Annotated in this window: 27 protein-coding genes; 12 read left to right on the top strand and 15 right to left on the bottom strand. The window is 61.2% G+C overall.

What is annotated here, in order from left to right:
• Positions 1-62 precede the first annotated feature (62 nt).
• Together lptG and lptF are read right to left on the bottom strand one after the other, a co-directional pair.
• Complete coding sequence (lptG, locus tag LC298_RS05840) at positions 63-1,154, bottom strand: LPS export ABC transporter permease LptG (RefSeq protein WP_131568813.1); 1,092 nt, start codon at positions 1,152-1,154, stop codon at positions 63-65.
• A gap of 2 nt (positions 1,155-1,156) precedes the next feature.
• The gene (lptF, locus tag LC298_RS05835; RefSeq protein WP_131568218.1) at positions 1,157-2,335 is read right to left on the bottom strand and encodes an LPS export ABC transporter permease LptF; all 1,179 of its coding nucleotides are present in this window, start codon (positions 2,333-2,335) and stop codon (positions 1,157-1,159) included.
• 244 nt (positions 2,336-2,579) lie between these two features.
• Here lptF and LC298_RS05830 point away from each other — a divergent pair, with 244 nt between their 5' ends.
• The 4 genes from LC298_RS05830 to LC298_RS05815 are packed head-to-tail and all read left to right on the top strand — an operon-like array spanning position 2,580 to position 5,846.
• Positions 2,580-4,085: a leucyl aminopeptidase gene (locus LC298_RS05830; protein ID WP_131568220.1), complete on the top strand. Its 1,506-nt coding sequence runs from the start codon at positions 2,580-2,582 to the stop codon at positions 4,083-4,085.
• 7 nt (positions 4,086-4,092) lie between these two features.
• Positions 4,093-4,545: a DNA polymerase III subunit chi gene (locus tag LC298_RS05825; protein WP_131568222.1), complete on the top strand. Its 453-nt coding sequence runs from the start codon at positions 4,093-4,095 to the stop codon at positions 4,543-4,545.
• The gene (locus LC298_RS05820) at positions 4,542-5,213 is read left to right on the top strand and encodes a class I SAM-dependent methyltransferase (protein ID WP_223385562.1); all 672 of its coding nucleotides are present in this window, start codon (positions 4,542-4,544) and stop codon (positions 5,211-5,213) included. The genes LC298_RS05825 and LC298_RS05820 overlap by 4 nt, the downstream gene beginning before the upstream one ends.
• Positions 5,214-5,846, top strand: a complete 633-nt coding sequence (locus tag LC298_RS05815; RefSeq protein WP_131568224.1) for a hypothetical protein — start codon at positions 5,214-5,216, stop codon at positions 5,844-5,846.
• Between the two features lie 16 nt (positions 5,847-5,862).
• Here the strand turns inward: LC298_RS05815 and LC298_RS05810 are convergent, their stop codons facing one another.
• Positions 5,863-7,749, bottom strand: coding sequence for an ABC-F family ATP-binding cassette domain-containing protein (locus LC298_RS05810; RefSeq protein ID WP_131568226.1), 1,887 nt, complete (start codon positions 7,747-7,749; stop codon positions 5,863-5,865).
• Positions 7,750-8,012: 263 nt separating this feature from the next.
• Between LC298_RS05810 and ndk the strand changes: the two genes are divergently transcribed.
• Positions 8,013-8,435, top strand: coding sequence for a nucleoside-diphosphate kinase (ndk, locus tag LC298_RS05805; protein WP_131568228.1), 423 nt, complete (start codon positions 8,013-8,015; stop codon positions 8,433-8,435).
• Positions 8,436-8,620: 185 nt separating this feature from the next.
• The gene (gene trhA, locus LC298_RS05800; protein WP_131568230.1) at positions 8,621-9,262 is read left to right on the top strand and encodes a PAQR family membrane homeostasis protein TrhA; all 642 of its coding nucleotides are present in this window, start codon (positions 8,621-8,623) and stop codon (positions 9,260-9,262) included.
• 36 nt (positions 9,263-9,298) lie between these two features.
• Here trhA and LC298_RS05795 read toward each other — a convergent pair whose 3' ends face one another.
• The 6 genes from LC298_RS05795 to LC298_RS05770 all read right to left on the bottom strand — a co-directional run bounded on the left by LC298_RS05795 (position 9,299) and on the right by LC298_RS05770 (position 14,466).
• On the bottom strand, positions 9,299-9,760 hold the full coding sequence (locus LC298_RS05795; protein WP_131568232.1) for a molybdenum cofactor biosynthesis protein MoaE: 462 nt from the start codon (positions 9,758-9,760) through the stop codon (positions 9,299-9,301).
• Position 9,761: 1 nt separating this feature from the next.
• The gene (gene moaD / locus LC298_RS05790; RefSeq protein WP_131568234.1) at positions 9,762-10,016 is read right to left on the bottom strand and encodes a molybdopterin converting factor subunit 1; all 255 of its coding nucleotides are present in this window, start codon (positions 10,014-10,016) and stop codon (positions 9,762-9,764) included.
• 7 nt (positions 10,017-10,023) lie between these two features.
• Complete coding sequence (pgsA, locus tag LC298_RS05785; RefSeq protein WP_199223251.1) at positions 10,024-10,608, bottom strand: CDP-diacylglycerol--glycerol-3-phosphate 3-phosphatidyltransferase; 585 nt, start codon at positions 10,606-10,608, stop codon at positions 10,024-10,026.
• 51 nt (positions 10,609-10,659) lie between these two features.
• Positions 10,660-12,666: an excinuclease ABC subunit UvrC gene (gene uvrC / locus LC298_RS05780; protein WP_131568238.1), complete on the bottom strand. Its 2,007-nt coding sequence runs from the start codon at positions 12,664-12,666 to the stop codon at positions 10,660-10,662.
• A gap of 75 nt (positions 12,667-12,741) precedes the next feature.
• Entirely contained in the window at positions 12,742-13,503 is a 762-nt protein-coding gene (locus LC298_RS05775; protein ID WP_131568240.1) for an SDR family oxidoreductase, read from the bottom strand.
• An 18-nt stretch (positions 13,504-13,521) separates the two neighbouring features.
• Positions 13,522-14,466, bottom strand: coding sequence for a calcium/sodium antiporter (locus LC298_RS05770; RefSeq protein WP_131568242.1), 945 nt, complete (start codon positions 14,464-14,466; stop codon positions 13,522-13,524).
• Positions 14,467-14,712: 246 nt separating this feature from the next.
• Between LC298_RS05770 and LC298_RS05765 the strand changes: the two genes are divergently transcribed.
• The gene (locus LC298_RS05765; RefSeq protein ID WP_131568244.1) at positions 14,713-15,354 is read left to right on the top strand and encodes an outer membrane protein; all 642 of its coding nucleotides are present in this window, start codon (positions 14,713-14,715) and stop codon (positions 15,352-15,354) included.
• Between the two features lie 51 nt (positions 15,355-15,405).
• Here the strand turns inward: LC298_RS05765 and LC298_RS05760 are convergent, their stop codons facing one another.
• From LC298_RS05760 to LC298_RS05745, 4 genes are all read right to left on the bottom strand, one after another.
• Positions 15,406-16,008 carry a glutathione S-transferase family protein gene (locus LC298_RS05760; RefSeq protein ID WP_131568246.1) on the bottom strand — a complete coding sequence of 201 codons (603 nt, stop codon included), beginning with the start codon at positions 16,006-16,008 and terminating at the stop codon, positions 15,406-15,408.
• A gap of 11 nt (positions 16,009-16,019) precedes the next feature.
• Positions 16,020-16,724 (bottom strand): ribonuclease T2 family protein, encoded by a 705-nt coding sequence (locus LC298_RS05755; protein WP_131568248.1) that lies wholly within the window; start codon positions 16,722-16,724, stop codon positions 16,020-16,022.
• A gap of 18 nt (positions 16,725-16,742) precedes the next feature.
• Positions 16,743-17,204: a phage portal protein gene (locus LC298_RS05750; RefSeq protein WP_199223253.1), complete on the bottom strand. Its 462-nt coding sequence runs from the start codon at positions 17,202-17,204 to the stop codon at positions 16,743-16,745.
• A gap of 77 nt (positions 17,205-17,281) precedes the next feature.
• Complete coding sequence (locus LC298_RS05745) at positions 17,282-18,139, bottom strand: 23S rRNA (adenine(2030)-N(6))-methyltransferase RlmJ (RefSeq protein ID WP_131568250.1); 858 nt, start codon at positions 18,137-18,139, stop codon at positions 17,282-17,284.
• Between the two features lie 47 nt (positions 18,140-18,186).
• Between LC298_RS05745 and LC298_RS05740 the strand changes: the two genes are divergently transcribed.
• Complete coding sequence (locus tag LC298_RS05740) at positions 18,187-20,304, top strand: molybdopterin-containing oxidoreductase family protein (protein WP_131568252.1); 2,118 nt, start codon at positions 18,187-18,189, stop codon at positions 20,302-20,304.
• Here LC298_RS05740 and purN read toward each other — a convergent pair.
• On the bottom strand, positions 20,301-20,891 hold the full coding sequence (gene purN / locus LC298_RS05735; RefSeq protein WP_223385561.1) for a phosphoribosylglycinamide formyltransferase: 591 nt from the start codon (positions 20,889-20,891) through the stop codon (positions 20,301-20,303). The two genes, LC298_RS05740 and purN, sit on opposite strands and share 4 nt — an antisense overlap.
• Complete coding sequence (purM, locus tag LC298_RS05730; RefSeq protein WP_131568819.1) at positions 20,888-21,970, bottom strand: phosphoribosylformylglycinamidine cyclo-ligase; 1,083 nt, start codon at positions 21,968-21,970, stop codon at positions 20,888-20,890. The genes purN and purM overlap by 4 nt, the downstream gene beginning before the upstream one ends.
• Positions 21,971-22,138: 168 nt before the next feature.
• Between purM and LC298_RS05725 the strand changes: the two genes are divergently transcribed.
• From LC298_RS05725 to LC298_RS05710, 4 genes are all read left to right on the top strand, one after another.
• Entirely contained in the window at positions 22,139-22,732 is a 594-nt protein-coding gene (locus LC298_RS05725; RefSeq protein ID WP_131568254.1) for a CDP-alcohol phosphatidyltransferase family protein, read from the top strand.
• Positions 22,729-23,838, top strand: coding sequence for an AI-2E family transporter (locus LC298_RS05720; protein ID WP_131568256.1), 1,110 nt, complete (start codon positions 22,729-22,731; stop codon positions 23,836-23,838). The genes LC298_RS05725 and LC298_RS05720 overlap by 4 nt, the downstream gene beginning before the upstream one ends.
• 30 nt (positions 23,839-23,868) lie before the next feature.
• Positions 23,869-24,564, top strand: coding sequence for an HdaA/DnaA family protein (locus LC298_RS05715; RefSeq protein ID WP_131568258.1), 696 nt, complete (start codon positions 23,869-23,871; stop codon positions 24,562-24,564).
• A 137-nt stretch (positions 24,565-24,701) separates the two neighbouring features.
• On the top strand, positions 24,702-26,906 hold the full coding sequence (locus LC298_RS05710) for an RNA degradosome polyphosphate kinase (protein WP_131568260.1): 2,205 nt from the start codon (positions 24,702-24,704) through the stop codon (positions 26,904-26,906).
• The last annotated feature ends 9 nt before the right edge of the window (positions 26,907-26,915 follow it).

Genomic DNA, 26,915 nt, shown 5'->3' with positions numbered 1-26,915 from the left:
CCCCACGAGGTCAATTGCCAATCTTTTTAAGTGCTTGGCCACTGCCCGCCCCGATATTCCCACTACCCGTCCTCCCGGTGAAGGAGATACGCGACACCGAAAAGAGTCGCGACCAAAACCGGAAGCCACGCCGCCACAATCGGTGGAATCACACCTGCGCCCCCGAACGACTTGGTTATGGCGGTGAGGACATAAAGCATGAAGCCCGCCCCTATGCCAGCCAAAATCATGCCGCCGGATTGGCCGAAACGCACGAAGCGGAGGGAAACAGTCGCCGCGATCAGGGTCATGGCGACCAGCAGCAAGGGAAGCGCGATCAACGAATGATACTGCATGCGAAGCGGGTTCGCCGAAACGCCGAATGACTGCGCTGCCTCGATTTGATCCCCAAGATCGAAGAACGGAATCATTTCCGGGGGGACAAGCGCTTCCTGGACCACCGACTCGTCGAGCTTTGTCGGAATCACGAGGTCGCTGGCCGGTTCGGTCTTCTCTCCCGGTCTGCTGATTTCAGCGCCATTGAGCCGCCAGCGCCCCGGTTCGAGATAGGCGTCTGGGGCGTCTATGCGACGTCGAACTGATCCCTCGGGGTCGATTTCCAGAAACACGGCGTCGTAGAGAGTGGTGCGGTCGGTTCGCGCAGCGCGGCTGGCGCCGATCAGGATGCTGCCGCCATCATCGAGGGATTGACGCAGCCATGGCCGATCCTTGGCGAACAGCGACGACGAGGGCCGCGAGCGCCATTCTCCCTCGATCGCTTCGGCCCGCGCGAACCCGGTGGCGGCGAGAGGATTCATCACCGTGACGGCGAAGATGCCGACAAGCAGTGCCGCGTTGAATGCGGGAAACAGAAACTGCCATGCCGAAACGCCGACGGAGCGCGCTACGACCAGCTCGTATTTGCGGTTGAGCATGATCAGTGTCGTCATCGTCGCAAACAGCACGACGAAGGGTACCGCCACCTGCATGATGAACGGCACACGCATTGCCGAAAGCGCGAGCGCCATCGTTACCTCGAATTGCGGCAGACTGCCGGTCCGCCTTGAGAGTTCAGTGAAGTCGATCAGATAGGCGATCGCCGCGATGCCGACCGAGAACAGGATGATCGCGCGCAGCATCTGAAAGAAGAAGTATGTCTGCAGTGTCCGGCCCATTGTCAGGTTGTCCTTGCGCGCGCCATCCGGACCCGCAGTCTCGTCCACGCCGCCGAGGCCCTGTCGAACTGGCGCAACAGGCCTTCAGGAAGCGCAATCGCCACGCCGAAGCGGAACAGCAGGGCATTGATGGCGATGCCGCCGACCGGAATGATGTACATGAGCGGCCAGACCTCGGCGTTCGCTCTGGTGGCGCCGTAAGCCGCGTAGGCGCCCCACCGGTAGAGCATGGCGCCGCCGAGCGCCAGAAAATAGGCATTGAACCTGGTCTGGCGGTGAGACTGGGTTTGCCCGGCCACGACGAGCCCGATCAGCGCGAAAAGGATCGGGTACATCCAGTCGGTCATCCTGCGATGCAACTCGGCAGACAGCCATGCCGGCCTTTCCCTGGCCAGACGGTCATTGGGGTCCGGATTGATGAGATCCGCCGTCGGGTAGGTGTCCGGATAGTAATGTGTCTTGCCACCTGCGGACGTGAATTGCGCGAGGCTGATTGCATAGGAATTGAACCTGATGATCGACAAGGCGCCGTCGCGCAGGTTGTCCCGGTGGATCTGGCCATTGGTCATGACCAGGACCTCCTTGTCGCCGATCCGGCCGACCGCGCCTGTCTGTGCGTAGTAAATCAGGGCGAGATCGTCGTCGCGCGTATCGGAAACCATGATCCCGGAGAGTTGATTTCCGGCGAGCCGCCTGTCGACATAGATGGTCAGGTCCTTGTCGATGCGGGTGAATACGCCCTCACGTATCATGCTTGTCAGCAAGTCGCTGCGGGCCGAGACGAGAATGTCGCGCCCCGCGCGGTTAGACGCCGGTTCCACGAAATTGTTCGAGATCGGAAGCCATGCGCTGGCTGCCGCCGCAATCAGAAGCACCGGCCATGCCCGCGTGCCGCGCGAGACGCCCGCCGCCGACATGACGGCAAGCTCCGAATCGGAGTTCATGGTGTTGAAGACCTGCACCACCCCGATGACGACGCCGAACGGCAAAACCAGCGCGACGAGTTGAGGCGTCAACGCCATGATCAGGGTGAGAAATGCCATAATCGACTGCCCGGACCCCATGGCGAAATCGATCCGCGTCAACGCCTGGGTAACCCAAACGACCCCCAGAATCGCAAGAAACGAACTCGTCGCGATGACGGCTACCCTGCGGGCGATATAACGTTGCAGCGTATTCAATACGCACCTTCTTCGACCGGCGGCGCCGTTGCCGCGTTGTCCGCATGCATATCAGTCAGGCCGTTAAGATTTCGGTTTCAACGGCAGTTTGCCGTTAACGATAGCGTATGCGCACTAAACCTTCGCGAATGGACCTGGTTAACGCATTGCTGCTTGATGCTCGCTTTGCTATCGCCAACCCTTGCGGCAAAATCAAGCTTCCATCGCCGTCCCCGATCCTCAGGCAAACCATGACAGGAAATCGATGAGCGTTCTCCCGACAATCACATTCGCCAAAATCTCCGCCCCCAAAAAGGGCACGGTCGTGCTGCTGGCAGCCAAGGACGCCAACCTCCCGCAGTTGGCAGACGAGATCGACCCCGCCGGCATTCTGGCCCGTGCGATCAAGTTTTCGAACTTTTCCGGCAAGTCGAAATCGGTCGTTGATGTCGTTGCGCCAGCGAATTCCGCGGCTGATCGCATCCTGGTTCTCGGCGTCGGTGATACAGGGTCGGCGAAGCTTACCGACTGGGCGGCCCTTGGCGGCGTCGTTCGCGGAAAGAGCGGAGCCGCGAAGACGCTATCGGTTCTGCTCTCCGGCGACGGGTTCGACGCCGATCCCGAGGCGGCTGCCGCTTTTGCGCAGGGATTGATGTTGCGGGCGTATGAATTCGACAAATACAAGACGAAGAAAGAGAATGAGGCCAACGGGAACGGCGACCAAAAGCCTGCCGGGGCGCAGAAGGTTACACTGCTGGTACGAGATCCGGCTGCCTGCAAGAAAGCCTGGGCTACGGCCGAAGCGATCGCCCGTGGCGTCATGATGGCGCGTGATCTCGTGAACGAGCCTGCAAACATCCTCGGACCGGTGGAGTTCGCGGCTCGCGCGGAAGCGCTGTCAGCGCTTGGCGTCGAGGTCGAGGTGCTCACCGAAAAGGAGATGAAGAAACTTGGCATGGGCGCGCTGCTTGGGGTGGCACAGGGGTCCTCCCGGCCGCCACGTCTGGTGGTGATGAAGTGGATGGGCGGCAAGGCGAAGGACAAGCCGGTCGCCTTCATTGGCAAGGGGGTTGTCTTCGATACCGGGGGCATTTCCATCAAGCCGGCCGGCGGCATGGAGGACATGAAGGGCGACATGGGCGGCGCCGCTGCGGTGGCTGGACTGATGCACGCCTTGGCGGCGCGCAAGGCGAAGGCCAATGTGATCGGTATCATCGGTCTGGTCGAGAACATGCCTGATGGTAACGCGCAACGTCCGGGGGACATCGTGACATCGATGTCGGGCCAGACGATCGAGGTGATCAATACCGACGCCGAGGGCCGCCTCGTCCTTGCCGACGCCCTCTGGTACTGCAAGGAAACCCACAAGCCACGATTCATGATCGATCTGGCGACGTTGACGGGCGCGGTTCTGATCGCGCTGGGGCAGCAGCATGCGGGCCTTTTCTCGAACAATGACGAACTTGCGGGTCAACTTTCCCAGGTTGGCGAGACGTCCGGCGAGAAGGTGTGGCGGCTGCCGATGGGCAAGGAGTACGACAAGCTTATCGACTCCAAGTTCGCCGACATGAAAAACGTGGGCGGCCGAAATGCCGGGTCGATCACGGCTGCGCAGTTCCTCGAACGCTTCGTCGGAGATGTCGCTTGGGCGCATCTCGACATCGCCGGAACAGCCATGTCCTCCCCGGCAAACGACACGAACCAGTCGTGGGGTTCCGGATATGGTGTCCGGTTGCTCGATAGGCTCGTTGCCGAGCACTACGAGAACTGACGAAACCTTGTCCGAAGTCTTTTTCTACCACTTGACTGAGTCGAGCGTGGACGAGGCGCTTCCCGCCCTGGTGGAAAAGTCGGTGGCGCGCGGCTGGCGTGCCGCCATTCAGTCTGACAGCGCGGAATTGCGCGATCGACTGGACACGCATCTGTGGACCTACCGGCCCGAGGGATTCCTCGCGCACGGGGCGGATGGGTGCGACCACCCGGAATCCCAGCCGGTGCTTCTCACGACGGAAACGGCCAATCCCAATGGTGCGGACATTCGCTTTTTGATCGGGCGAGCCGAGCCGCCGGACGATCTGTCCGGATACGAGAGAGTGGTGCTCATGTTCGACGGCCTGGACGAAGACGCACTGGCCTCTGCGCGCGGCCACTGGAAGGCTTTGAAAGCGGCAGGCCACCAGCTCACATACTGGCAGCAGGACAACGAAGGCCGGTGGGAGAGAAAGGCTTGAAGGGCGAGGATCGGAGCAGAACGGCATTCTTCAATGGGCTCTACCGCGACGCGGACGGAGACGCCGACAGGATTCCCTGGGCTGATCTGGCCCCGAAGGAAAGGATAGCCGAGTGGCTCGCGCGCAACCCGGCGTCAGCGCACGAATCTGCACTCGATATAGCCTGCGGACTTGGAGACAACGCGGAGGCATTGGCCGCGGCCGGGTACGCGACAACCGCGTTCGATCTATCCCCGGAGGCAATCGAGTGGGCGAAGCGGCGTTTCCCGGAATCTGGGGTGGACTATAGTCAGGCGGACCTTTTCGCTCTTCCGGCTCACTGGCGCGACGCATTCGATCTTGTCAACGAATGCTACACGCTTCAGTCGCTTCCGCCCGACATGCTTGACGCGACCTCACGAGCGATAGCCTCGACGGTCAGGCCAGGTGGCCTGTTGCTGGTCTATGCGCGCTGGCGGCCCGATGGCGCCGAGGCGAGCGGTCCGCCCTGGCCCCTCGAGCGCAGGAACCTGCGAGTCTTTCAGTCTCTGGGGTTCACCGCCGTTCACGAGGATCTTTTCGCCATTCACAAGCCTCGCCGCGTGATTCCGCACGCTTTCACGGTTTGGCGTCGGCTGAAAAATCATGCAGAATCGGTTTCGCCACGGGAAAGCGGGGAGGGCGACTGAATGCGGTTCTTGGGAGCGGTGCTCGTCCTGATCGGGCTTTTCGCCGCATTCGGCGATCGGTTTATCGGAGGGGAAGCGTCGGACTTCGAGATCGGGCGCTACGAGGTTTTTCGCGAGGATACAGGTTACATCCCGGCTACGGTGCCGCTTTCCGAGGGCGATGCTCCTCTGAAGATCACTGTCGAGGTGGCGGCAGGTCTGGACGGGGGCGGGGAGAGCACACTGACGCTCGTCGTCAACGGGCCCTCGGGAGCGACGATCGCGACCGCTGTGGTTCTCCTGTCGCCGGAAACCGCGGCGGTCACGGAGAACGGCTCCCTCATGGCGGATGCGGCCGAGATCGGGACCCTGGAACGTGGAACACACACGTTCCTGGTCGGGGAGGGAGACCGCGATGATCTGGGCATTTCGGCGGTCGATCTGATCGTCGAAGGAAAGGCCGGCGGATGGGTCAACGAGCACCGCCCCACCGGGTTTGCGATTATGGCGGTGGGTGGCATCCTCTTTCTGTTCGGCGGAAGGCGGAAGCGTTCCTCCGACCGTGGCTCACGGTCGCGCTCGAAAACCGCACGCATCGGCCATCGAAAGAAGAGGAAGTCACCCCTTACATGGGGAAGGGGCCGGCGCGACTAGACGAAAAAGAGACCCGTCAGTCGGCCATTGCCTCTTCGTATTCGGTAGAAAGCCGCATCCAGTCCTCTTCAAGCCTGGCAATGCGGGTTTGCAGTTCCGAGCGTCTCCGGGACAACGAGGCGATCTCATCGGCGTTCTGACCGCTTCCCGCGGCAACTATATCCCGGTCAATGACATGAATCGCTTCCTGAGCCTTTTCCGTCAAACGCTCTAGATCGTTGATCTTTTTCTTCAGCGGAGCGAATTGTGCACGTTTGGCTGCCGCGTGCTTGCGCTTTTCCTTGCCGGAGAGGTTTGGCTTTGCCTTTTCCGCTCCGTTCGATGCACCCGGCTTGCCCGGACCTTTCAGGATCAGTCTGCGATAGGCGTCCAGATCGTCCTCGTACGGGCTGACCGTGCCGTCATGCACGAGCCAGAGGCGGTCGGCGCAGGATTCGACGAGGTGGCGGTCGTGGCTGATCAGGATTACGGCGCCGCAATAGTCGTTGAGTGCTTCGGCGAGCGCCGAGCGGCTGTCGATATCAAGGTGGTTGGTCGGTTCATCGAGGATGAGGAGATGCGGCGCGTCAAAGGTGATGAGTCCGATCAGCAGGCGCGCGCGCTCGCCGCCGGACAGGTCCTTCGCCTTGGTGTTCATACGGTCTCCCCCGAGACCCATGCGGGCCACCCGGCCTCGGATTTTCGCTTCGCCCTGTTCCGCCATCAAAGGCCGGACGTGTTCGTAGGGCGTTTGCTCGGGAATCAGGTCGTCGAGCTGATGCTGCGCGAAGATCGCGACCTTGAGCTTGTCGGCGCGCGTTATTTGCCCGCTCATCGCACCCAGTCGGCCGGCGATGAGCTTGGCGAATGTCGACTTGCCGTTGCCGTTCGCACCGAGCAGCGCAATGCGATCGTCATGGTCGATACGCAGGTTGAGGTCGCGCAGAACCGGCGCGCCACTGCCGTAGCCGGTACTTGCGTTCTCCATGGCGATAATCGGAGAGGCAGGCTGGCGCTCGGGTGAGGGCAACCGGATAGGCTGAACTGCCTCGTCGATGGCGAATTCGACCTCGCTCATGCGCTGCAGCGCCTTGAGGCGGCTTTGCGCCTGCCGCGCCTTCGACGCCTTGTAGCGGAATCGCTCCACGAAGGCTTCCATGTGCTTGCGCTTGGCGGCCTGTTTTTCGGCCATCTTGCCCGCCAGCATGAGCTTCTCGGCGCGGGCGCGTGCGAACTGGTCGTAATTGCCGCGATAGAAGGTCAGCTTGCGGGCGTCGAGATGCAGGATGGAATTGGTCGTCGAGTTCAGGAGGTCGCGGTCGTGGCTGATCACGATCACCGTATGCGGATAGCGCTGCACGTAGTTTTCCAGCCACAGCGTGCCTTCGAGATCGAGATAGTTGGTCGGTTCGTCGAGCAGCAGCAGATCAGGCGCGGAGAACAGCACCGCGGCGAGCGCCACGCGCATGCGCCAGCCGCCCGAAAACGACGAGCAGGGCCGCTGCTGGGCATCGGCGTCGAAACCCAGCCCGTGCAGGATCGCCCCGGCGCGCGCTTCCGCCGAATGGGCGTCGATATCGGCAAGCCTTGTATGGATCGCCGCGATGCGGTGGGGATCGTTCGCCGTCTCGGCTTCGGCCAGCAGCGCGGAGCGTTCCGCGTCCGCGGCGAGCACCACCTCCATCAGCGTCTGCGCCGTGCCCGGCGCTTCCTGCGCCACCTGGCCGATGCGCAATCCCTTCGGCATCTCGATCGACCCGCTTTCCGGCGAAAGCTCGCCGGTGATCAGCTTGAACAGCGTCGTCTTGCCGGTGCCGTTACGCCCGACGAGTCCGGCTTTCATGCCTTCGGGCACGACGGCAGACGCGCTCTCGAACAGCGGCCGGCCCATCATGCGGAAGGTGAGCTCTGAGATTTGCAACATTGCGGTGCAATAATCCGGAGACGGGTGTCGACGCAATGGCTGTAACGCTGGACGACTGCCAAATGGGCGCAGGCGGTGGCTGGCGCCAACTGCTGCATTGCCTGTCAGGGTAGGCAGCGAACCGGGTGGTGGCGAGCCGCTTTCGATCCGGCACCCGGCGTCGGCCGCGTATGGCGCAGCGCAGCACTGCCTCTTGGCAAGCGTTCGCAGTGCCGCTATAGACCGCCGACCTTCCCGACAACAAAAGCATTAAGGACCGCCGCATGGCCACCGAACGCACCTTTTCCATGATTAAGCCTGACGCAACCAAGCGCAATCTCACAGGTGCGATCACCAAGAAACTCGAAGAGGCGGGCCTGCGCGTCGTCGCCTCGAAGCGCGTCTGGATGAGCCGCCGCCAGGCCGAGGCATTCTACGCCGTTCACAAGGAGCGTCCCTTCTTTGGTGAATTGACCGAGTTTATGTCGTCCGGTCCGACTGTGGTGCAGGTGCTCGAAGGTGAAAACGCCATCGCCAAGAACCGCGAAGTGATGGGCGCGACGAATCCCGCCGAAGCCGCGGAAGGAACGATCCGCAAGGAGTTTGCAAATTCCATTGGCGAAAACTCGGTGCATGGCTCCGATGCTGCCGACACGGCGGCTGAGGAAATCGCCTTCTGGTTCGCGGGCCACGAAATCGTCGGCTAACAGGCGATCCTGATATTTGTTCCGAAAACCGGGCCTTGGGCCCGGTTTTTTGTTCGGTCAGAGCACGTCTCCCGATCCGGATCGCCGGCCTTGCGCCGGAGGGTCATGACACCCTGACGAGGAGTTGCTTCGATTGCGACAATCGTACCGTTGTCGAACGAGGGACATGCGTTTAGCTAGTACCGATGTATCCAAACTATACCCGCGCCGAAAAGATCGCAGATGGCATCATCCACGCCATTGGAATCACGGCAAGCGTCTCCGGGGTCGTTGTTCTGCTGGCAATCGCCATTCCGACACTCGACGCGTCGTCATCGAGTGCCTTGGCGATTTACGGTCTCACGGTCGTGACGCTGTTTACCGTTTCGGCGGCCTATCACATGATCGGCAGCGAAGGCTGGAAACCGTGGCTGCGGCGCTGCGATCAGGCAGCGATATTCTTCAAGATCGCGGGAACATACACGCCGCTCGTACTGCTGCTCGGCAATATGTTCGCCTACAGCGTTCTCGCGTTCGTGTGGGTCGCGGCCTTGGTCGGCGCGATCGCCAAGCTGTCGTTTTGGAGCCAGTTCGAGAAGTTTTCCACTATCCTGTTTCTTGCTCTTGGATGGGCCAGCGTCACACTCGCCTGGCCGATATTCGACACTTTGCCGCTTGCGGTTTCCGTTCTCATCCTCTCGGGGGGCGTGCTCTATAGCGTGGGCGTGATCTTCCACCAGTGGGACAGCCTGAAATTTCAGAATGCAATCTGGCACGGCTTTGTGCTGGCGGCGTCGACTTGTCATTTCGGCGCGGTGGTCTACGGCACCTTCGCCCTGGCGGTCTGAGCGAAGCCGGAAGGTCGCCCTGGCAACGATGGCCCGCTACCAGCGTTCGACGGCTTTGTCGTCATCGGATTTCGCGTCGACCCACTCGCCGACCGACCCGTCGGCGCGGTGTTCCTTTTTCCAGAACGGCGCGCGTGTCTTGAGAAAATCCATCATGAAATCGGCGGCCTCGAAGGCTGCCTTGCGGTGCGTGGATGTGGCGACCACAAGCACGATGTTGGCGCCGGGCTCGATCCGCCCGTAGCGGTGGATGACGGTGAGACCGGTCAGTGGCCAGCGCTTGGCCGCCTGGGCGGCAATGCGCCCGATCTCGGCCTCGGCCATGCCGGGATAATGTTCCAGTTCGAGCGCCGCAAGCGAACCCTCCTCATCGCGGCACAGACCCGTAAAGGTCACGGCCGCACCGATGTTTTTTCGAATTTTAGTGAGGGCCGCGACTTCGGCCGAAAGATCGAAATCGCCGGGCTGCACGCGGACGGTCGGTTCGATCGGATTCATCTTATCCCCCCGTCATCGGCGGGAAGAGGGCGATCTCGCGCGGCGAGCCGATATCTTCCTTTTGGTCGATATGTTCGTGGTCGACGGCGATACGGATCGCATTGTCAAAGGCGAGCGCCGCCTCGTAATTGTGGCCGCGGCCCTTCATCCAGGCAAGCAGGTCGGCCCCGGTCTTCACGTTGCCCGGGATGTCGATTTCTTCCTCCGTCAGACCGATCCGTTCGCGGACCCAGGCGAAATAGACCATCTTTGTCATGGCGTGTTCACTCCTCGATTACGTGCTTCAGGCCCGAGCGGAAATAATCCCAGCCGGTATAGAGGGTAACCAGGGCCGAAACCCAGAGCAGCACCAATCCGGCTTCAGTAATGAAGGGAAGTATTTTGTCGCCAGCCGGTCCGGCCAGAAGGAACCCAATGGCCAGCAGTTGGATGGTCGTCTTCCACTTTGCAAGTCGTGTCACCGGAACGCTGACCTCAAGCGCGGCAAGGTACTCGCGGAGGCCGGAGACGAGAATCTCACGGCACAGGATGATTACCGCTGCCCAAAGGCTCCACCCCGCGATTGTACCCTCAGCGGCCAGCAGTAGCAGGATGACCGATACGACCAGCTTATCGGCAATCGGGTCGAGCATGCGGCCGATATTGGACGTCTGCTCCCATTTTCTGGCGAGGTAGCCATCAAAGAAATCGGTGATCGAAGCCGCGACAAAAATCCCCAGCGCGGACCAGCGCGCGAGGTCGCTGGCCTGCAACCGCCCTTCAATAAAGAAACAGAACACAACCACCGGCACCGCAAGAATGCGGGCGTAGGTGAGAAGGTTCGGCAGGTTGTACGCTTTGTTGGTCATCAAGTGTGTGAGAGCACCGGAAAAGGGGCCGGGTCAAGGAAAACCGGTTATTTAGCGGGATTGCCGGAAATGATCGTACACCTGCTTGGCCATCGCCTCCGATATTCCGTCGACCTGGGCCAAATCGTCCAGCGCGGCGCGCGAAACCCCTTTCGCGCTTCCGAAGTGATGCAGCAGCGCCCGTTTGCGGGCGGGACCTATGCCTGCGACCTCGTCGAGCGGATTCTTAACCATCTCCTTCTTGCGTCGCGCGCGGTGCGACCCAATCGCGAAACGGTGCGCTTCGTCGCGCAACCTTTGAATGAAGTAAAGAACCGGGTCGCGGGGAGGAAGCGAGAAATCGGGCTTTCCGGGAATGATGAACCGCTCGCGTCCCGCATCGCGGTCGACCCCTTTCGCGACACCCACGACATCAACCACATCTTCAATACCGAGATCGGCGAGGATTTTCATAACCGCATTGACTTGCCCGATGCCGCCATCGATCAGCAGCAGATCGGGCCATGACGGCATGGGTTCGTTCTCTTCGCCATCCTCGGCCTCCCTGTCGGGAATTCCGTACTCCTTGATGAGGCGAGAGAATCGCCGCTCCATCACTTCCCGCATCATCGCGAAGTCGTCTCCTGGCTTTGCGCTCTCGGACTTGATGTTGAATTTCCGGTACTGGTTCTTCGCGAACCCCTCGGGTCCGGCGACGATCATCGCACCGACGGCGTTCGTGCCCATGATGTGCGAATTGTCGAACACCTCGATGCGTCGCGGAACGCGGCTTAGATGCAATGCTTCGGCCGCGCCTTCCATCAGCTTGGCATGCGAGGAGGTCTCAGCCACGCGGCGTCCCAGGGCCTCGCGAGCATTCGTCAGGGCATGGTCGACCAAGTCCCTCTTTTCACCGCGCTTGGGGCAAGTGATTGTGACCTTACGGCCCGCCCTCAGCGACAGGGCCTCCGCAAGAAGGTTTGCTTCCGCGGGCGCCTCAGAGGTCAGGACCAGCTTTGGCGTCGGTTTGTTGTCGTAAAACTGCGAGAGGAACGCCGAGAGCACCTCTTCCGGCCCGAGCAATGGATCGGCCTTCGGGAAATAGGCGCGATTGCCCCAGTTCTGACCGGTACGAAAGAAGAAGACCTGTATGCACGTCATCCCGCCTTGTTGCTGGACGGCGAAAACGTCCGCCTCGTCGATCGTTTGCGGATTTATTCCCTGATGGCTCTGGATCGCCGTAAGGGCCGAGATCCGGTCGCGGTAGACCGCCGCCCGTTCGAAATCGAGATTTTCCGCCGCAGACTGCATCCCTCTGGACATGTCCGCCTGGACGGCCCGGCTGCGGCCCGACAGGAAGGCTTTTGCCTCCCGCACCAATTCCTCGTAATTCTCTGGCGAGATTTCTCCGGTGCAAGGTCCCGAGCAGCGTTTGATCTGGTAGAGCAGGCAAGGTCGGCTACGGCTTTCGTAAACACTGTCGGTGCATGTGCGCAAGAGGAAGGCGCGCTGCAGGGCGTTGATCGTCCGGCCGACCGCGCCGGCGGACGCGAACGGGCCGAAATAGTCTCCCTTGCGTGTCTGGGCGCCGCGATGTTTGAAGATGCCCGGCGCCTCGTGGTTTCCGGAAAGAAGAATATAGGGAAACGATTTGTCGTCACGCATCAGAACGTTGAAGCGCGGCCTTAACCTCTTGATGAGATTGGCTTCCAGCAGCAGGGCTTCGGTTTCCGTTCTCGTGGTGACGAATTCCATCGCGGCCGTCCGGCCGATCATCGTGGTGATTCGGTTGGTGTGCCCACGCCCCAATGCATAGCTCGTTACGCGCTTCTTCAGGCTCGACGCCTTGCCTACATAGAGTACATCACCCGCCGCGTTGAACATGCGATAGACGCCGGGCGCGTTCGGGAGACGCTTTACGTGTGCCTTGATCAGTTCCGCGCCGCTCAGCCCCTGAAGCGTGTCGTCCCCGGTGTCCCACGCGAGTTCTTTGCCGAGCGCGGCGACCAGCGGGTCGTCGCCGTCGTCGATCTCGGTTTGCGCGATCATGTCTCCGCCGGGGATGGTGGTATTCTTCATCTTCACCTTGTCGCATCGGCCCGCCAAGCATGACGCGGCCATCTACGCTTCAATGCTGTTACCACGAAAATGGGATTACTCGTTCACCCCCGCAACATCGGGAGTCTCCCAAGCGAGATGCTGACCGCCGTCGAGCGCAATCATCTGTCCCGTGATCGACCGGTTTTCCCAGAGATACCGTATCGTCGCGCCGAATTCGCTCAGTTCCGGGCCGCGTTCTAGCGGGACCGCCCTGATCTGCCGCTGGAAATCCTCCTCGCTCTGGCGGGCATTTCTCAACGTGGGACCGGGACCAATCCCATTGACACGAATATGCGGGGCGAGCGCTTGCGCCAGGGTGCACGTCGCGGTCCAAAGGGCAGATTTCGAAAGCGTGTAGGAAACGAAGTTCGGCGTCAGCCGCCAAACGCGCTGGTCGATCACGTTGATTATCAGACCTTCCCTATCCCGAGGAAGTCGCGCAGCCATCGCTTCAGCCAGAAAGACCGGAGCTTTCAGATGAATCGAAAAATGCCGGTCCCAAGTCTCCGCGTCGAGATTCCCGAGGCTGTCGTCGATAAAGGTCGACGCGTTGTTCACTAATAGATCGATTGGGCCTCCGAGATCGGACGCGCGGGGTATGAGCGCGGCGACAGCGGCGGGATCTGTCAGATCAGCCGTGAGCGCGTGCGCACGGCCGCCGCGCGATAAAATGTCGTCGACCAGCCTCTTCGCTTCCTCGCCAGAGCTGTTTGCATGAACGATCACCGTAAAGCCGTGCGCGGCAAGGTCTTCCGAGATCGCTCGCCCGATCCGTTTTGCGCCCCCCGTAACGAGCGCGATGCCAGTGGTCCCCACCTGTGTGCTCCGTGTCGGTCAGAATATGGAGACGATATAGCCGAGATAGCCGATAAACATGACGGCTCCCAGCACTCGTCCAGTGGTTATTCGCGCGAAACAGATGATCGCCAACAGCAGGGACGTGACCAGCATCACCCAGATATCGCGCTGGAGAATGACCTCGGAGACCGGAATCGGGATGATCATTCCGGTGATGCCCATGATCGCGGCGATGTTGAAGATGTTGGAGCCGATGATGTTGCCGAGCGCGACGTCGGCCTCCTTGCGCCATGCGGCCATCATGGTCGTGGCCAGTTCGGGCAGCGACGTCCCTATGGCAACGATGGTCAGACCGATAGCCGCCTGGCTGACGCCGAACTTCTCGGCAAGGCCCGACGCACCGGCGACCGTAAGGTGCGCCGCGAGCGGAAGTCCGATCAGTCCACCGGCGAGAAAGACTGCGATCTTTCCGCTCGAATGGGGCATCTCGCCCAACTCGTCATGGTAATCGGATGACACGACGTCTTCCATTGCCACGCGAGCGCGAAGGATCTGCGCAATGATGAACAGCAGTAGGCCGGCGAACAGCCCGGTCGCCTCGATGCGCTGCAGCGTTCCGTCGCTCAGCATCCACATGAAAGCGAGCGTGAAGGCGATCATCACCGCAGTGTTGCGCGACAGACCGCGCTGATTGGCGTGGATCGCGGCGATGAGCGCCGGCGCTCCCATGACCAGCAATATGTTGGCGATGTTGGAACCAACGACATTGCCGACCGCAATGTCCGGCGCCCCGGAGAGCGCAGATTGCAAAGAGACGAAAAGTTCCGGTGCGGAGGTCCCGAAAGCGACAACCGTCAGGCCGATCACAAGTGGCGGAATGCCCAGATTTTCGGCAAGGCCCGCGGCGCCCTTCACCAGATAGTCGCCAGCAAACACCAGCAAGACCAATCCAGCGATCAGCATCGAAATGTCGAGAAACATGGGGCTCCGCAAGCGTGAGGGATGAACGAGCAGTCCTATATAGGCATTGAAACAGCGATTAAAGGGAGCCTCGCACTGTGACCTAAAGATCACACTCGCCGGGTGTCACTTTTCTGCCACTGAATCTCCTAAATCCCGCAACGCATTCGCCTCAATCCGGAACGAAATCTGCAGGCGGGAGTTTGGGGCTCGAAGCGTCCGAAAAACGCGATGACGCCTATAGCAGACGAAATCAAGGAGACTAAAATGCATAATCTTTCCAAACTGGCCGGCGGCGTTGCAATTGCCGCCCTGTTGGGCAACGCCGCTCTCGCAGCGGACGCTGTTGAAGCCCCGCCGGCACCGCCGGTCGCCGCAGTCGAGTACGCGCCTGCCGCGACCTGGTCGGGCGTCTATGTCGGTGCATTCGGCGGCTACAACTGGGGCAATTTCGACTCCACCGTCGGCGACATCGATGCCGATGGCTTCAACGGGGGCGCTTTTGCCGGCTACAACCTGCAGAATGGCGCTGTGGTGTATGGCCTCGAGGGCGACATCGGTTATTCGGGCGCTGACGGCTCGCTCGCCGGCGTATCGGCCGATCAGGGCGTATTCGGTTCGCTGCGCGGCCGCATCGGCTATGCGTTCGATCCGGTTCTTATCTACGGCACCGCCGGTGTTGCAGCCACGCGCGCCGAATTCAGCAGTGCAACCGGAACGGACGAGAACACGCATATCGGCTGGACCGTCGGCGCTGGTGCGGACACGCTGATCACCGAGAACGTCTTCGGCCGTCTCGAGTACCGTTACACCGACTACCAGTCCCAGGACTACACGCTGGGTGCGACGACCGTATCGTCCGGATTCGACACCCACACGATCAATGCCGGTATCGGCGTCAAGTTCTGATACTGACACTGACCGATTGCGGCCCGCGCGAGATATCTCGCGCGGGCTTTTTCATGCGCCCGGCTTCAACCGTTCGTACTGATCGAACCGGGCCGCGAAACGCTGCTCGAAACGTCTGAGTTTCGGTCGCCCGCGTCGCCAGTTGAGCTCCTCGAATCTCAGGTCGAGATAACCGAACATCGCGGCCATGGCGAATTGGCCGCCATGCAGCTTGACCGTTACCCTGGGTGCATTCTCCTCCAGCCAGTCCAGGCCGCGCTCTGCCTTGCGCGCCTGCAGGTCGAGCCAAGGCTGATGAACCTTCTCCTCCGGCCGGAAACGTTTCTCGTAAATCTGGGCCAGAAGGCAATCGCAGATGCCGTCGGCCAGGGCTTCAAGCTTTTCCGCTTCACGCCGTTTCTCCGCGTTGCGGGGGAACAGGCGCTTGCCGCTCATCCGGTCGAGTTCCTGCATGATGGCGCGGCTGTCGAACAGCGCGGCGCCGTCGTTCAGGACAAGCGTCGGGATTTTGCCGAGAGGATTGTTATCGACGAGATCCGGGGGTTCGACTGACGTATTGACGATCTTGTTATCGATATCGAGACCCAACCAAGCGACCGCCATGCGGACCTTGGCGCTGTAGGGTGACGCCGGAGAATAGAGCAGGTGGGGCATCGGCAACTCTCTTACGGGGTGGGTGGCATGATTGCGCTATCGCGCGGACAGTCTTTCCGGTCGACTTCCGGGCAGGAAACGAATGCCGTCATATCCTTCGAGAGGCAGATGCGCACCTCCCGCAGAAAGCGGCGGTCGCAGGTTACTGCGACGGCATCTGCAGGCATGTCCGGATTGGCGGCAATGAAGGCACCCTCGACATCGTCCGGGTCAAGGGCGGCGTGTGCATCCCGCCGCACGAAATTTGCAGGAACCGCGATCCGGTCGCGCGCCATGCGCGTCACGGAGAAATAATCGGCTTGCGACAAGCCGGTGCACGTGCCGTGCTTCTTCCATTGATGCCGGACGAGACCGGTCGACGGCATGATGTCCAGCATCGTGTCCGACATGCTGCGTTCGACGCTCAATGGCAATTCCGTTTCACAATCGGCAGGATAGCCCTGCGCAAACTGCGGCCACAGGCCGTGCACCACGAATCCGTGCGATGGGCGGGCACCGCACTGCTGCCGGTTGGCGCGGTCGCCCTCCGATGCGCAGTAGCTCGGAGACCAGGAAAGCGCGAGCACGTAGAAATCGAATCCCGAGCCGAGCGGCACGTCAGCCGCTCGCGGCATAGGCTCAACCGGTGGGGAAGAACTTGCCGCGCCCTTTTCCTGGCAACCCGCCATCACCAGCGCAACGACCAGAGCCGCACCGGCCGGCAAAGGGGGACGCATCGGTCCTCTACAAGCCGGTTATCGCAGGACGCGGCAATTGCCGTTGTAAACGTTCCAGTCGTCGAGTCCCGAAAGGCAAAACTCCACATTGTCGCCGAAGAAACCGGCGAAGCCCTCGTCATACTCGATGAGGTACCAGAGCTTGCGGGCGTGCCCGTCCGACATGTGGGCCGTGGCCTGGCAATACAGCCTGCTCACCGCGCGCACATCCTCGACTTTCGGCAAGAACCTGTTCTCGCGGAAATCGGTTATCAGGTTGATTTCGAGCTCGGGCCGGTGATGTACCTCGCGAGCCTGGATATCGAAGCCGCGCTCGATGGCGCGAAGGTGGCTGTCCCTAGCGCATAGCGAATCGGCGGGCGCAACTGTATACGGGCCGGGGGCGATCAGGTCGGCCGATAAGGTGGGCACGTATGACCCGACCAGCAAGCCGATCGAGGCGGTCGCTGCACATGCCATTCGAAGAAGCCGGGCTGCCATGAGGTGCTCCTGTTCGTTCCGTTCCGTTTCTTCCGGATTAGCGCAACCTTCGCCCGACGTCACCCCGTATGAATTCGCTATTTCTCGCGGACAAGCCAGTTCACGCCGTGGCCGCCGGCGCCGGGGCCGTGTTCGAGCACGGAGGTGAGCCAGGGCAGGATTGTCCGCAGTTCTCCCTCCAGCTTGTATGGCGGATTGACGACGATCATGCCCGATCCGTCGAAGCGCACCTCGCGACCGGTCCGCACTTCCAGGGTCGCATCGAGGATGTTCCGGATCCCCATGGCCTTCAGTTCATCCCGGAACTCGCTCACGCCCTTTCGATGCTTGATCGGGTACCACAGGAGAAACGTGCCGGTGGCGAAACGCTGGTGGCCCTCCCTCAGAGCCGTGAGGATGTTGAAAAACTCGTTGTAAACCTCGAAGGGCGGATCGATGAGGATGATTCCGCGGCGTTCTTTCGGTGGCAGGTGCGATTTCACTCCGAGCCAGCCGTCGAGCTTCGTCACCCGCGCCTGATAGTCGCCGGCGAAATTCGTCTGCAATTTCTCGAAATCGTCGGGATGCAGTTCAAGTGCGGTGAGGCGGTCCTGCTTGCGGAGAAGTATGCGGGCAATCCTGGGGGACCCCGGATACTGGCTGATTTCAGCGTCCTGGTTCAGCGACCTGACGCAATCGATATATGGAGCGACGAGTTCCTGCACCGCAGCCGGCGCATCGCTGGCGGAATCGAGAACACGCTTTATGCCCGTGCGCCATTCCCCGGTCTTCTGCGCCATCTCGGATGACAGGTCGTAAAGCCCCGTTCCCGCGTGCGTGTCGAGCACCCGGAACGCCGCTTCCTTGTTCTGCATGTAGCGGATCACTCGCGTCAGAACGATGTGCTTGAACACATCCGCGAAATTTCCGGCGTGATAGATGTGACGATAATTCATCCGAACGCTCCTATACGCGCGAAATGCGTATCGCTAGTGTCCGGCTCATGAACATCGCTCCAAAAATAGACATCCGCCGATCCACCTGTCCGCACGATTGCCCCTCGTGCTGCGCGCTCGACGTAGAAGTGCTCGCTGACGGAACCATCGGCAAGGTGCGGGGCTCGAAGGCGAATACCTACACCGATGGCGTGATCTGCGCGAAGGTTGCCCGTTACGGCGAGCGGATCCACCACCCCGACCGGCTGCTCCACCCGCTTGTCCGGAAAGGTTCGAAGGGCAAGGGAGAATGGCAGCGCGCGTCATGGGATGCGGCGCTCGACCTGATCGCGGAGCGTTTCGAGGCAGCTGAGGCGCAAACCGGCTCCGAGAGCGTCTGGCCCTACTATTTCGCCGGCACGATGGGGCAGGTGCAGCGCGACGGAATTCATCGCCTGCGCCATGCGAAACGCTATTCCAATCAGTTCGACACGATCTGCACGAATCCCGCCTGGACGGGATACGTGATGGGGACCGGGCGTCTCGCGGGTCCGGACCCGAGGGAGATGGCCTTGGCCGATTGCGTCGTGATCTGGGGGACGAACCCGGTTTCCACCCAGGTCAACGTGATGACACACGCGATCAAGGCCAGGAAGAATCGCGGCGCCACGATCGTCGCCATCGATATCTACGAAAACGACACGATAAAGCAGGCCGACATGGGTCTCGTCTTGCGTCCAGGCACCGACGCCGCACTCGCATGTGCGGTCATGCATGTCGCCTTTCGTGACGGACATGCGGACCGGGAATTCCTCAACGAATTCAGCGATGATCCGGCGGGTCTGGAATCGCATCTTCAATCGCGCGGACCGGAATGGGCCTCGGCGATCACCGGGCTGACCGTGGAGGAGATTGAGGCGTTCGCGAAGCTCGTCGGGAAGACGAAGCGCACATTTTTCCGCCTCGGTTATGGCTTTACGCGAAACCGCAACGGGTCCGTCTCCATGCACGCGGCAACCTCGATCGCGACAGTCCTGGGTGCGTGGAAGCACGAGGGCGGCGGCGCCTTCCACAACAACGGCGACATCTACGGTTTTGACAAAAGCGAGATAACCGGGTCTGCCTACAAGGATCCCGCGATACGTTCGCTCGACCAGTCGAAGATCGGCCGCATTCTGACGGGCGATACAGAGGCGCTACAGGGCGGTCCGCCGGTCAATGCATTGCTCGTCCAGAATACTAACCCGGTCAATGTCATGCCGGAACAGACGCTGGTGAAGCAGGGCTTTGCGCGTGACGACCTGTTTACGGTCGTCCACGAACAATTCATGACCGAGACGGCCGAATTAGCGGACGTCGTGCTGCCTGCGACGATGTTCATGGAGCACGATGACATCTACAAGGGCGGCGGCCACCAGCATGTCATGCTCGGCCCAAAGCTGATCGACGGTCCGGGCGAAACGCGACCGAACCACTATGTCTTCGAGGAACTGGCCCGGCGTCTCGGCGTGGCGCACATGGCGGGCTTCGGCAAGACCGACGTGGAACTGATCGAGGGCCTTCTGCGGAACACCGGATCCGGCGAGACCTACGAGACCTACGAGACCTTGAAAGTGAAGGGCTGGTTCGATGTCCAGCCCGACTTTGAGCGGTCGCACTATATCGGCGGATTTGCGTTTTCCGATGGCAAGTTTCGTTTCAAGCCCGACTGGGAGAACGGGCCTTCTCCCAACAAGCCGCCGCAGCCGATGGGACCGCAAGGGCCATACGCACGGCTGCCGGTCTTCCCCGATCATGTGGACTTGCTCGAAGAGAGCGATGCCGATCACCCGTTCCGGTTGGCGACTTCGCCTGCACGCTCGTTCCTGAATTCCTCGTTCCAGGAGACGCCGGGCTCCATCAAAAAGGAGGGAAGGCCCGAAGTGTTGATCCATGGGGGCGATGCGGCGACGTTGGGTGTGGAAGACGGCGCCCTGGTCGCGCTCGGCAACAGCCTCGGCGAAGTGCATCTTCATGCCCGCGTTTCACGGAAACCGAAGCGGGGCACTCTGATTGTGGAGGGACTCTGGCCGAACAAGGCGCATCTGAACGGGTGCGGCATCAACACGCTGACATCGGCCGACAGCATCGCGCCCTATGGCGGCGCCCCGCTTCATGACACCAAGGTGTGCGTAAGAAAACTCTAGTTGGCCGAGCGGGCAAGTTCGGCGAGGGCCAAGGGATACATCCGGTGCTCCTCGGCGAGCACCCGTGCGGCGAGCGTTTCCGGCGTATCGTCGGGGAGGACGGGAACCTCCGCCTGCATGATCACCGGACCGTCGTCCATGCCGGCAGTGACGTGGTGCACCGAACAGCCATGCACCGTGTCGCGGGCTTCGATCGCCCGCTCATGGGTGTCGAGACCCTTGTACTTTGGCAGCAGGGAAGGGTGGATGTTGATGATCCGGCCCTTCCAGGGTTCGAGGAACTCCGCGCTCAGCAGCCGCATGAAGCCGGCGAGGCAGACGATATCGGGATCGAGACGGGCAAGCTCGGCCTGGAGGGCGTGTTCGTGATCGGCCTTCGAGGCGTAGTCGCCGCGCGGAACCGCAACGGCCGGAATGCCATGCCCGCGCGCGGTTTCCAGCCCCCCGGCGTCCGCCTTGTCGGAGATGACACCGGCGATCTCGACGGGATAGTGGGCGTCTTCCGCCGCCTCGATCAGCGCCAGCATGTTGGAGCCTCGCCCGGATATCAGTATGGCGGCGCGTTTGCGCGGCGCATCGATGCTCACAGGGCAAGGTCTCCGAAGAAGTTCACACGCTGATCTTCCTGCGGCGAGATCCGGCCGATCCGGGCAACCGTTTCCCCGTTCTTTTCGAGCGATGCGATGATCGCGTCGGCATCGTCCGGCGCGACGATCGCGATCATTCCGATCCCGCAGTTGAAGGTTCTCAGCATCTCGTCGCGCGCCACGCCGCCTTCTTGCGCGAGCCACGAAAAGACCGGCTGGGGATTGAATGCGGAAAGGTCGATTTCGACAGCCATGCCCGAAGGGAGCACACGGGGAAGGTTGTCGGGGATGCCGCCGCCCGTGATGTGCGCCAGCGCCTTGATGCCGGAGGTCTCGCGGAGGGCGGCGCGGATCGCCTTGACGTAGATGCGCGTCGGTTCGAGCAGCGCCCTGCCGAGCGTGGTCTCGGCGTCGAACGGCGCCGGATCGCCAAGGCCGGCTCCCGCCTGCTCGACGATCCGCCGGACGAGCGAAAAGCCGTTGGAGTGAATGCCCGACGAAGCGATGCCGAGCACGACGTCGCCCGGCACGACATCGCCGCGCGGCAGCAGGGCGGTTCGTTCGGCCGCTCCGACCGCAAAGCCCGCGAGATCGTAGTCGCCCCCCGAATACATGCCGGGCATCTCGGCGGTTTCGCCTCCGAGCAGCGCGCATCCCGCCTGCCGGCAGCCTTCGGCTATTCCGGCGACGATCTGCGCGCCCTGTTCGGCGTCGAGCCTGCCGGTGGCGAAATAGTCGAGGAAGAACAGCGGCTCGGCGCCCTGCACGATCAGATCGTTGACGCACATGGCGACGAGATCGATGCCGACCGTGTCATGCACGCCGGATTCGATCGCCACCTTCAGTTTGGTGCCGACGCCGTCGTTTGCCGCCACCAGGACCGGATCGTCGAGATTCGCGGCCTTGAGATCGAAGATGCCGCCGAATCCGCCGATCGTGCCGTCCGCGCCCGGGCGTTCGGTCGACTTGACCAGCGGCTTGATCGCCTCGACGAACGCGTTGCCGGCATCGATGTCGACACCGGCGTCGCGATAGCTCAGGCCCTCGCGGGATTTCGTTGTCTTGGGCGTGTCGGTCATGATCGCCTGCGCCTTGATTACCTGTCGATAGCGCGGTCTATCGCACGGGCGCGGCGCGGTTTCCAGCTTCGCTTGCGCGCCGGACACAGCAATTTCTCCCCCCGGCAAGAAAGCGTTTTGCGCACGGCCGCACTGGTCTCTATATGACCACGGACCGGATACCCATGCATGACGAATACCGCCTTCACAATTCCCAATCTCATTACGGCCGCCCGGTTCGCCGCGGTTCCGTTCATCGTTTATGCGATCGGTGCCAACCACTGGATGACCGCGTTTCTCGTGTTCGTCGTTTCCGGGGTTTCCGATGCAGTCGACGGGATCATCGCCCGCCATTTCGGCCAACGTTCGAGGCTTGGCGCATATCTCGACCCGATCGCCGACAAGGCCCTGATCATAGCCATCTTCGCGGCCCTGACCGTGCAGGGCCATCTGCCGGTATGGCTTTTGCTGCTTACCATCCTTCGCGATGTCGCGATTGTCGCGGGCGCCGGTATTCTCGCGATGCGGCGCAATCTGGGAACGGTCCGGCCGCTCTGGATATCCAAGGCAAATACCGCTTTGATGATTGTGCTCGCTGCCTGGATTCTCGGCGCCAACGCGTTCGAAATCGCAACCGATCCCGTGACCGGGTATCTGGTGTGGCTCGTCGCAATTCTCGTCGGGCTTTCGGGTGCGGGCTATGCAATGGTTCTTGCCCGTGAGCTCCGCAGGCCGGCGGGAGAACTCGCCAGGGACGCGAAACCAGCGGACGGAATCCGATGACAGACCAGATCACAACCGCCTCGCTCAAACGCCAAGCCATATTCTGGCTGGCGACGACGGCCGCCATCATCGTGTTCCTGTACATTTTCCGCTCCATTCTCCTGCCGTTCTTCGCAGGCCTGGCGCTGGCCTATTTCATGGACCCCGTGGCCGACTTCCTCGAGCGGCGCGGTCTGTCGCGTCTTACCGCGACGATCGTGATCCTGCTTTCCTTCATCATTTTGTTCGTCATCGCGCTGATGGTGGTGGTCCCGGTATTAGCGACGCAGCTCACGGAATTCATTGCGCGGCTGCCGACCTATCTCGTGCAGCTGCAAACCCTAGTCGCCAGCGCGAGCGTCGAAACGGGGTGGCTTTCGAATTATCTGGGCATTGATCCAGAAGCGCTGCAATCGGGCGTGGACGCTCTGCTCAATCAGAGCGCAGGGTTTCTGACCACCCTGTTTCAGGGCATCTGGTCATCCGGGAAGGCGGTGCTCGACGTTGCCGGATTGCTGATCGTTGCTCCTGTCGTCGCCTTCTACATGCTGCTCGACTGGGACAAGATGATCGCGAAGGTCGATAGCTGGATTCCGCGCAATCACGTTGACTCGGTGCGGCGTATCGGACGGGACGTCAACGTGGCCATCGCCGGATTCGTGCGGGGACAGGGTACGGTCTGCCTGATCCTCGGCCTCTTCTACGCGATCGGTCTCACCATTGTCGGGTTGAATTTCGGCCTGCTCATCGGATTGTTCGCGGGCCTGATCAGCTTTATCCCTTATGTCGGGTCATTGGTGGGGCTTGTGCTCTCCCTCGGCGTCGCGCTGGTTCAGTTCTGGCCGGACTGGATCATGATCGCGATCGTCGCCGCGATTTTCTTCGCCGGGCAGGCGATCGAAGGAAACTTTCTTCAGCCCAAGCTGGTTGGAGACAGCGTCGGTCTGCATCCCGTCTGGCTGATGTTCGCCCTGTTTGCCTTCGGTTCCCTGTTCGGGTTCACGGGATTGCTCATTGCCGTCCCGGCCGCCGCGGCGGTAGGCGTTCTGGTGCGTTTCGCCCTCGAAAAATATCTCGATTCCGATCTTTACGCGGGCAAGAACAAGCCCGGCAAGGCAACCAAGTAAGCGTTTTGCTCAATGCGTGCTGGTAATGTGATGGGGACGGAGACCCAGCTACTCCTCGATATCGGCCTTCCGGGGTCGATGGCGCGAGACGATCTGGTTGTCACGCGATCGAACCGCCAGGCGGTAATGCTCGTGGAAGGTTGGCCGGACTGGCCGGGACCCGTGGTCGTCCTCGCCGGACCCACGGGGTCGGGCAAGACTCACCTTGCCAGCATTTGGCGGGAAAACGCGGAGGCCCGCAGTTGCGATCCCGCAGCGCTCGACGAGGCGGACCTGGATGCGGCACAGGCGGGCATGCCGCTCCTTCTCGACGGTATCGAGCCCGGAAACTTCGACGAAAACAGGCTTTTCCATCTTTTGAACGCGGTCCGCGCGAACAAGGGAAGCATGCTCATGACCACGGCACACTGGCCGCGCGCGTGGCAGATTCGCACGCCCGACCTGCGCTCACGCATTCAGGCGGCGACAACAGTGGAGCTCGAAGAGCCGGATGACGAACTGCTTGTCGGCGTCATGGCAAAGCTTTTCGCGGACCGGCAGATTTCCGTGGACCCCGCTGTTATCCAGTACATTGCCTGCCGCATCGAGCGGTCACTGGCGAGTGCTCGCGATATCGTAGACCGTCTCGACGCCGCATCACTGGCCCGGAAAAGCCGTATAACCCGCGCTTTTGCGGCCGGCTTCGTGAGCGAGCATGATTCCGGGCAGCGCGCATTCGAGTTCTGATCGCGTCGCCTGCTTCCGGTCGCCATCGAACGGTGGCAATTTATTTGTAATCAACGTGCTATCATTATCAGCAATCCCGCATAAGCGTCTGACCGCCATGGGGGAAATGGAGTTTTGGCGAGCATGAGACTGCGAGAATGACGGACACGCTGGATACCCGGCAAGGAAATACGGAGGAGCCTGCCGAATTGCCGGAAAGCTCGGATTTCCGCAACGATCCCTCGCGTTTCGTGAACCGGGAGTTTTCCTGGCTGCAATTCAACTGGCGCGTTCTCGACGAGGCGCGCAACACCAAGCATCCGCTTCTCGAAAGACTTCGATTCCTTTCGATCTCCGCAGACAACCTCGATGAATTCTTCATGGTTCGCGTGGCCGGGCTTGCGGGCCAGGTTCGCGAAGGAATAGCCGAACGCAGCGCCGACGGGCTGACACCGCAGGAGCAACTGGAGTCGGTTCTCGAAGAATCTGGCAAGCTGCAGACGGAACAGCAGGTCGTGCTGGCGGAGTTGCAGGAGGAACTCGAGGTTGCCGGAATCGCGATCGTTCGCAGCGAACAGTTGATGAAAGCTGATCGCGACTGGCTCGAAGATCATTTCCTGCAGACGATCTTCCCGGTGCTGACTCCGTTGTCGGTCGACCCGGCGCACCCGTTCCCGTTCATACCGAATCTCGGCTTCTCGATCGCCCTGCAACTCGTAAACCGCTCGAACCGGGAGCAGATGAACGCACTCCTGCGGTTTCCCGTGGCGCTCGACCGCTTCATCTCTATCCCGACGGACGGTCCGAACTACCGCTTCATCAGCCTCGAAGACATCATCGGATTGTATATTTCCAAGCTCTATCCGGGCTACGAGGTAAGGGGAAAGGGGACCTTTCGCATCATTCGCGACAGCGATATCGAGGTCGAGGAAGAGGCCGAAGATCTGGTGCGGCTGTTCGAGACGGCGCTCAAGCGCAGACGTCGCGGACAGGTCATCCGGATCGAGTTCGATCACGAGATGCCGCGTGGAGTGCGCGAATTCGTTGCGCATGAACTGGAAGTGCCCGAATCCCGCGTCAGCGTGCAGCCGGGGTTTCTCGCCCTCAACACGGTTTCCGAGATCGTATCGATCGACCGGGATGACTTAAAGTTCGAGCCCTATTCGGCGCGCTTTCCCGAACGCATTCGCGAACACAATGGGGATTGTTTCGCGGCAATCATCGAGAAGGACATACTTGTCCACCATCCTTACGAATCATTCGACGTCGTCGTCCAGTTTCTGCGTCAGGCCGCGCAAGACCCGAACGTACTCGCCGTCAAGCAGACCCTGTACCGGACCTCCAAAGACAGTCCCATCATCAGAGCGCTGATCGATGCAGCCGAAGCCGGCAAGTCCGTGACCGCACTCATCGAACTGAAGGCCCGTTTCGACGAAGAAGCCAATATTCGCTGGGCCCGCGATCTGGAGCGCGCCGGTGTGCAGGTCGTGTACGGGTTCTTCGAGATGAAGACGCATGCCAAGATGTCGCTGATCGTCCGTCGCGAAGACGGGAAATTGCGCAACTATGTGCATTTGGGCACCGGCAACTACCACCCGATCACGGCGAAGATCTACACGGACCTCTCCTATTTCACCTGCGATCCGGCCATCGCGCGGGATGTCGCCCACGTTTTTAATTTCATCACCGGATATGCAGACCCCGGCGACGACCTGAAGCTTGCCGTATCGCCACGTAGTATGCGCAAACGCATTCTCGGGCATATCGAAGATGAAATCGCCCATGCCAAGGCCGGACGGCCGGCCGAAATATGGATGAAGATGAATTCGCTTGTCGACGGAGCGATCATCGACGCGCTCTACGAGGCAAGCGGAGCCGGGGTGGAGATCGATCTGGTGGTGCGTGGTATTTGCTGCCTGCGCCCCCAGGTTTCCGGCCTGTCGGAAAATATTCGGGTCAAGTCCATCATCGGGCGGTTTCTCGAGCACAGCCGCATCTACTGTTTCGGCAACGGCCACGGACTGCCGTCCGACGAGGCGGTGGTGTATATGGGGTCGGCGGACCTCATGCCGCGCAATCTCGACCGCCGGGTCGAGACCCTGGTTCCGCTGGAAAATGCCACTGTGCGCGAGCAGGCGATCGGCCAGATCATGCTTGCCAACCTTCTCGACAACGAGCAGAGCTTCGAACTGCTCCCGGACGGGCGCTCGCGCCGCATTACCCGTTCCAGCGAAGAGAAGCCATTCAACGCCCAGAACTACTTTATGACCAATCCCAGCCTATCGGGACGGGGAAAGTCGTTGAAATCGTCCGCCCCCCGTTTGATCGCACACAAAAAACGGGCAGAAGGCGCACAGGCCTGAGTTCGCGAT

The organism is Oricola cellulosilytica, assembly GCF_019966575.1.
Lineage (GTDB): Bacteria > Pseudomonadota > Alphaproteobacteria > Rhizobiales > Rhizobiaceae > Oricola > Oricola cellulosilytica.
The sequence above is the reverse complement of the archived record's forward strand: the minus strand, read 5'-3'. Positions and strand labels throughout refer to the sequence as shown.

Coding starts and splice junctions, on each gene's coding strand:
- lptG (WP_131568813.1), bottom strand. CDS start 1,154: ATGGGCCGGACACTGCAGACATACTTCTTCTTTCAGATGCTGCGCGCG.
- LC298_RS05830 (WP_131568220.1), top strand. CDS start 2,580: ATGAGCGTTCTCCCGACAATCACATTCGCCAAAATCTCCGCCCCCAAA.
- LC298_RS05815 (WP_131568224.1), top strand. CDS start 5,214: ATGCGGTTCTTGGGAGCGGTGCTCGTCCTGATCGGGCTTTTCGCCGCA.
- LC298_RS05810 (WP_131568226.1), bottom strand. CDS start 7,749: ATGTTGCAAATCTCAGAGCTCACCTTCCGCATGATGGGCCGGCCGCTG.
- ndk (WP_131568228.1), top strand. CDS start 8,013: ATGGCCACCGAACGCACCTTTTCCATGATTAAGCCTGACGCAACCAAG.
- trhA (WP_131568230.1), top strand. CDS start 8,621: ATGTATCCAAACTATACCCGCGCCGAAAAGATCGCAGATGGCATCATC.
- LC298_RS05795 (WP_131568232.1), bottom strand. CDS start 9,760: ATGAATCCGATCGAACCGACCGTCCGCGTGCAGCCCGGCGATTTCGAT.
- moaD (WP_131568234.1), bottom strand. CDS start 10,016: ATGACAAAGATGGTCTATTTCGCCTGGGTCCGCGAACGGATCGGTCTG.
- pgsA (WP_199223251.1), bottom strand. CDS start 10,608: ATGACCAACAAAGCGTACAACCTGCCGAACCTTCTCACCTACGCCCGC.
- uvrC (WP_131568238.1), bottom strand. CDS start 12,666: ATGAAGAATACCACCATCCCCGGCGGAGACATGATCGCGCAAACCGAG.
- LC298_RS05770 (WP_131568242.1), bottom strand. CDS start 14,466: ATGTTTCTCGACATTTCGATGCTGATCGCTGGATTGGTCTTGCTGGTG.
- LC298_RS05765 (WP_131568244.1), top strand. CDS start 14,713: ATGCATAATCTTTCCAAACTGGCCGGCGGCGTTGCAATTGCCGCCCTG.
- LC298_RS05760 (WP_131568246.1), bottom strand. CDS start 16,008: ATGCCCCACCTGCTCTATTCTCCGGCGTCACCCTACAGCGCCAAGGTC.
- LC298_RS05755 (WP_131568248.1), bottom strand. CDS start 16,724: ATGCGTCCCCCTTTGCCGGCCGGTGCGGCTCTGGTCGTTGCGCTGGTG.
- LC298_RS05750 (WP_199223253.1), bottom strand. CDS start 17,204: ATGGCAGCCCGGCTTCTTCGAATGGCATGTGCAGCGACCGCCTCGATC.
- LC298_RS05745 (WP_131568250.1), bottom strand. CDS start 18,139: ATGAATTATCGTCACATCTATCACGCCGGAAATTTCGCGGATGTGTTC.
- LC298_RS05740 (WP_131568252.1), top strand. CDS start 18,187: ATGAACATCGCTCCAAAAATAGACATCCGCCGATCCACCTGTCCGCAC.
- purM (WP_131568819.1), bottom strand. CDS start 21,970: ATGACCGACACGCCCAAGACAACGAAATCCCGCGAGGGCCTGAGCTAT.
- LC298_RS05725 (WP_131568254.1), top strand. CDS start 22,139: ATGACGAATACCGCCTTCACAATTCCCAATCTCATTACGGCCGCCCGG.
- LC298_RS05720 (WP_131568256.1), top strand. CDS start 22,729: ATGACAGACCAGATCACAACCGCCTCGCTCAAACGCCAAGCCATATTC.
- LC298_RS05715 (WP_131568258.1), top strand. CDS start 23,869: ATGGGGACGGAGACCCAGCTACTCCTCGATATCGGCCTTCCGGGGTCG.
- LC298_RS05710 (WP_131568260.1), top strand. CDS start 24,702: ATGACGGACACGCTGGATACCCGGCAAGGAAATACGGAGGAGCCTGCC.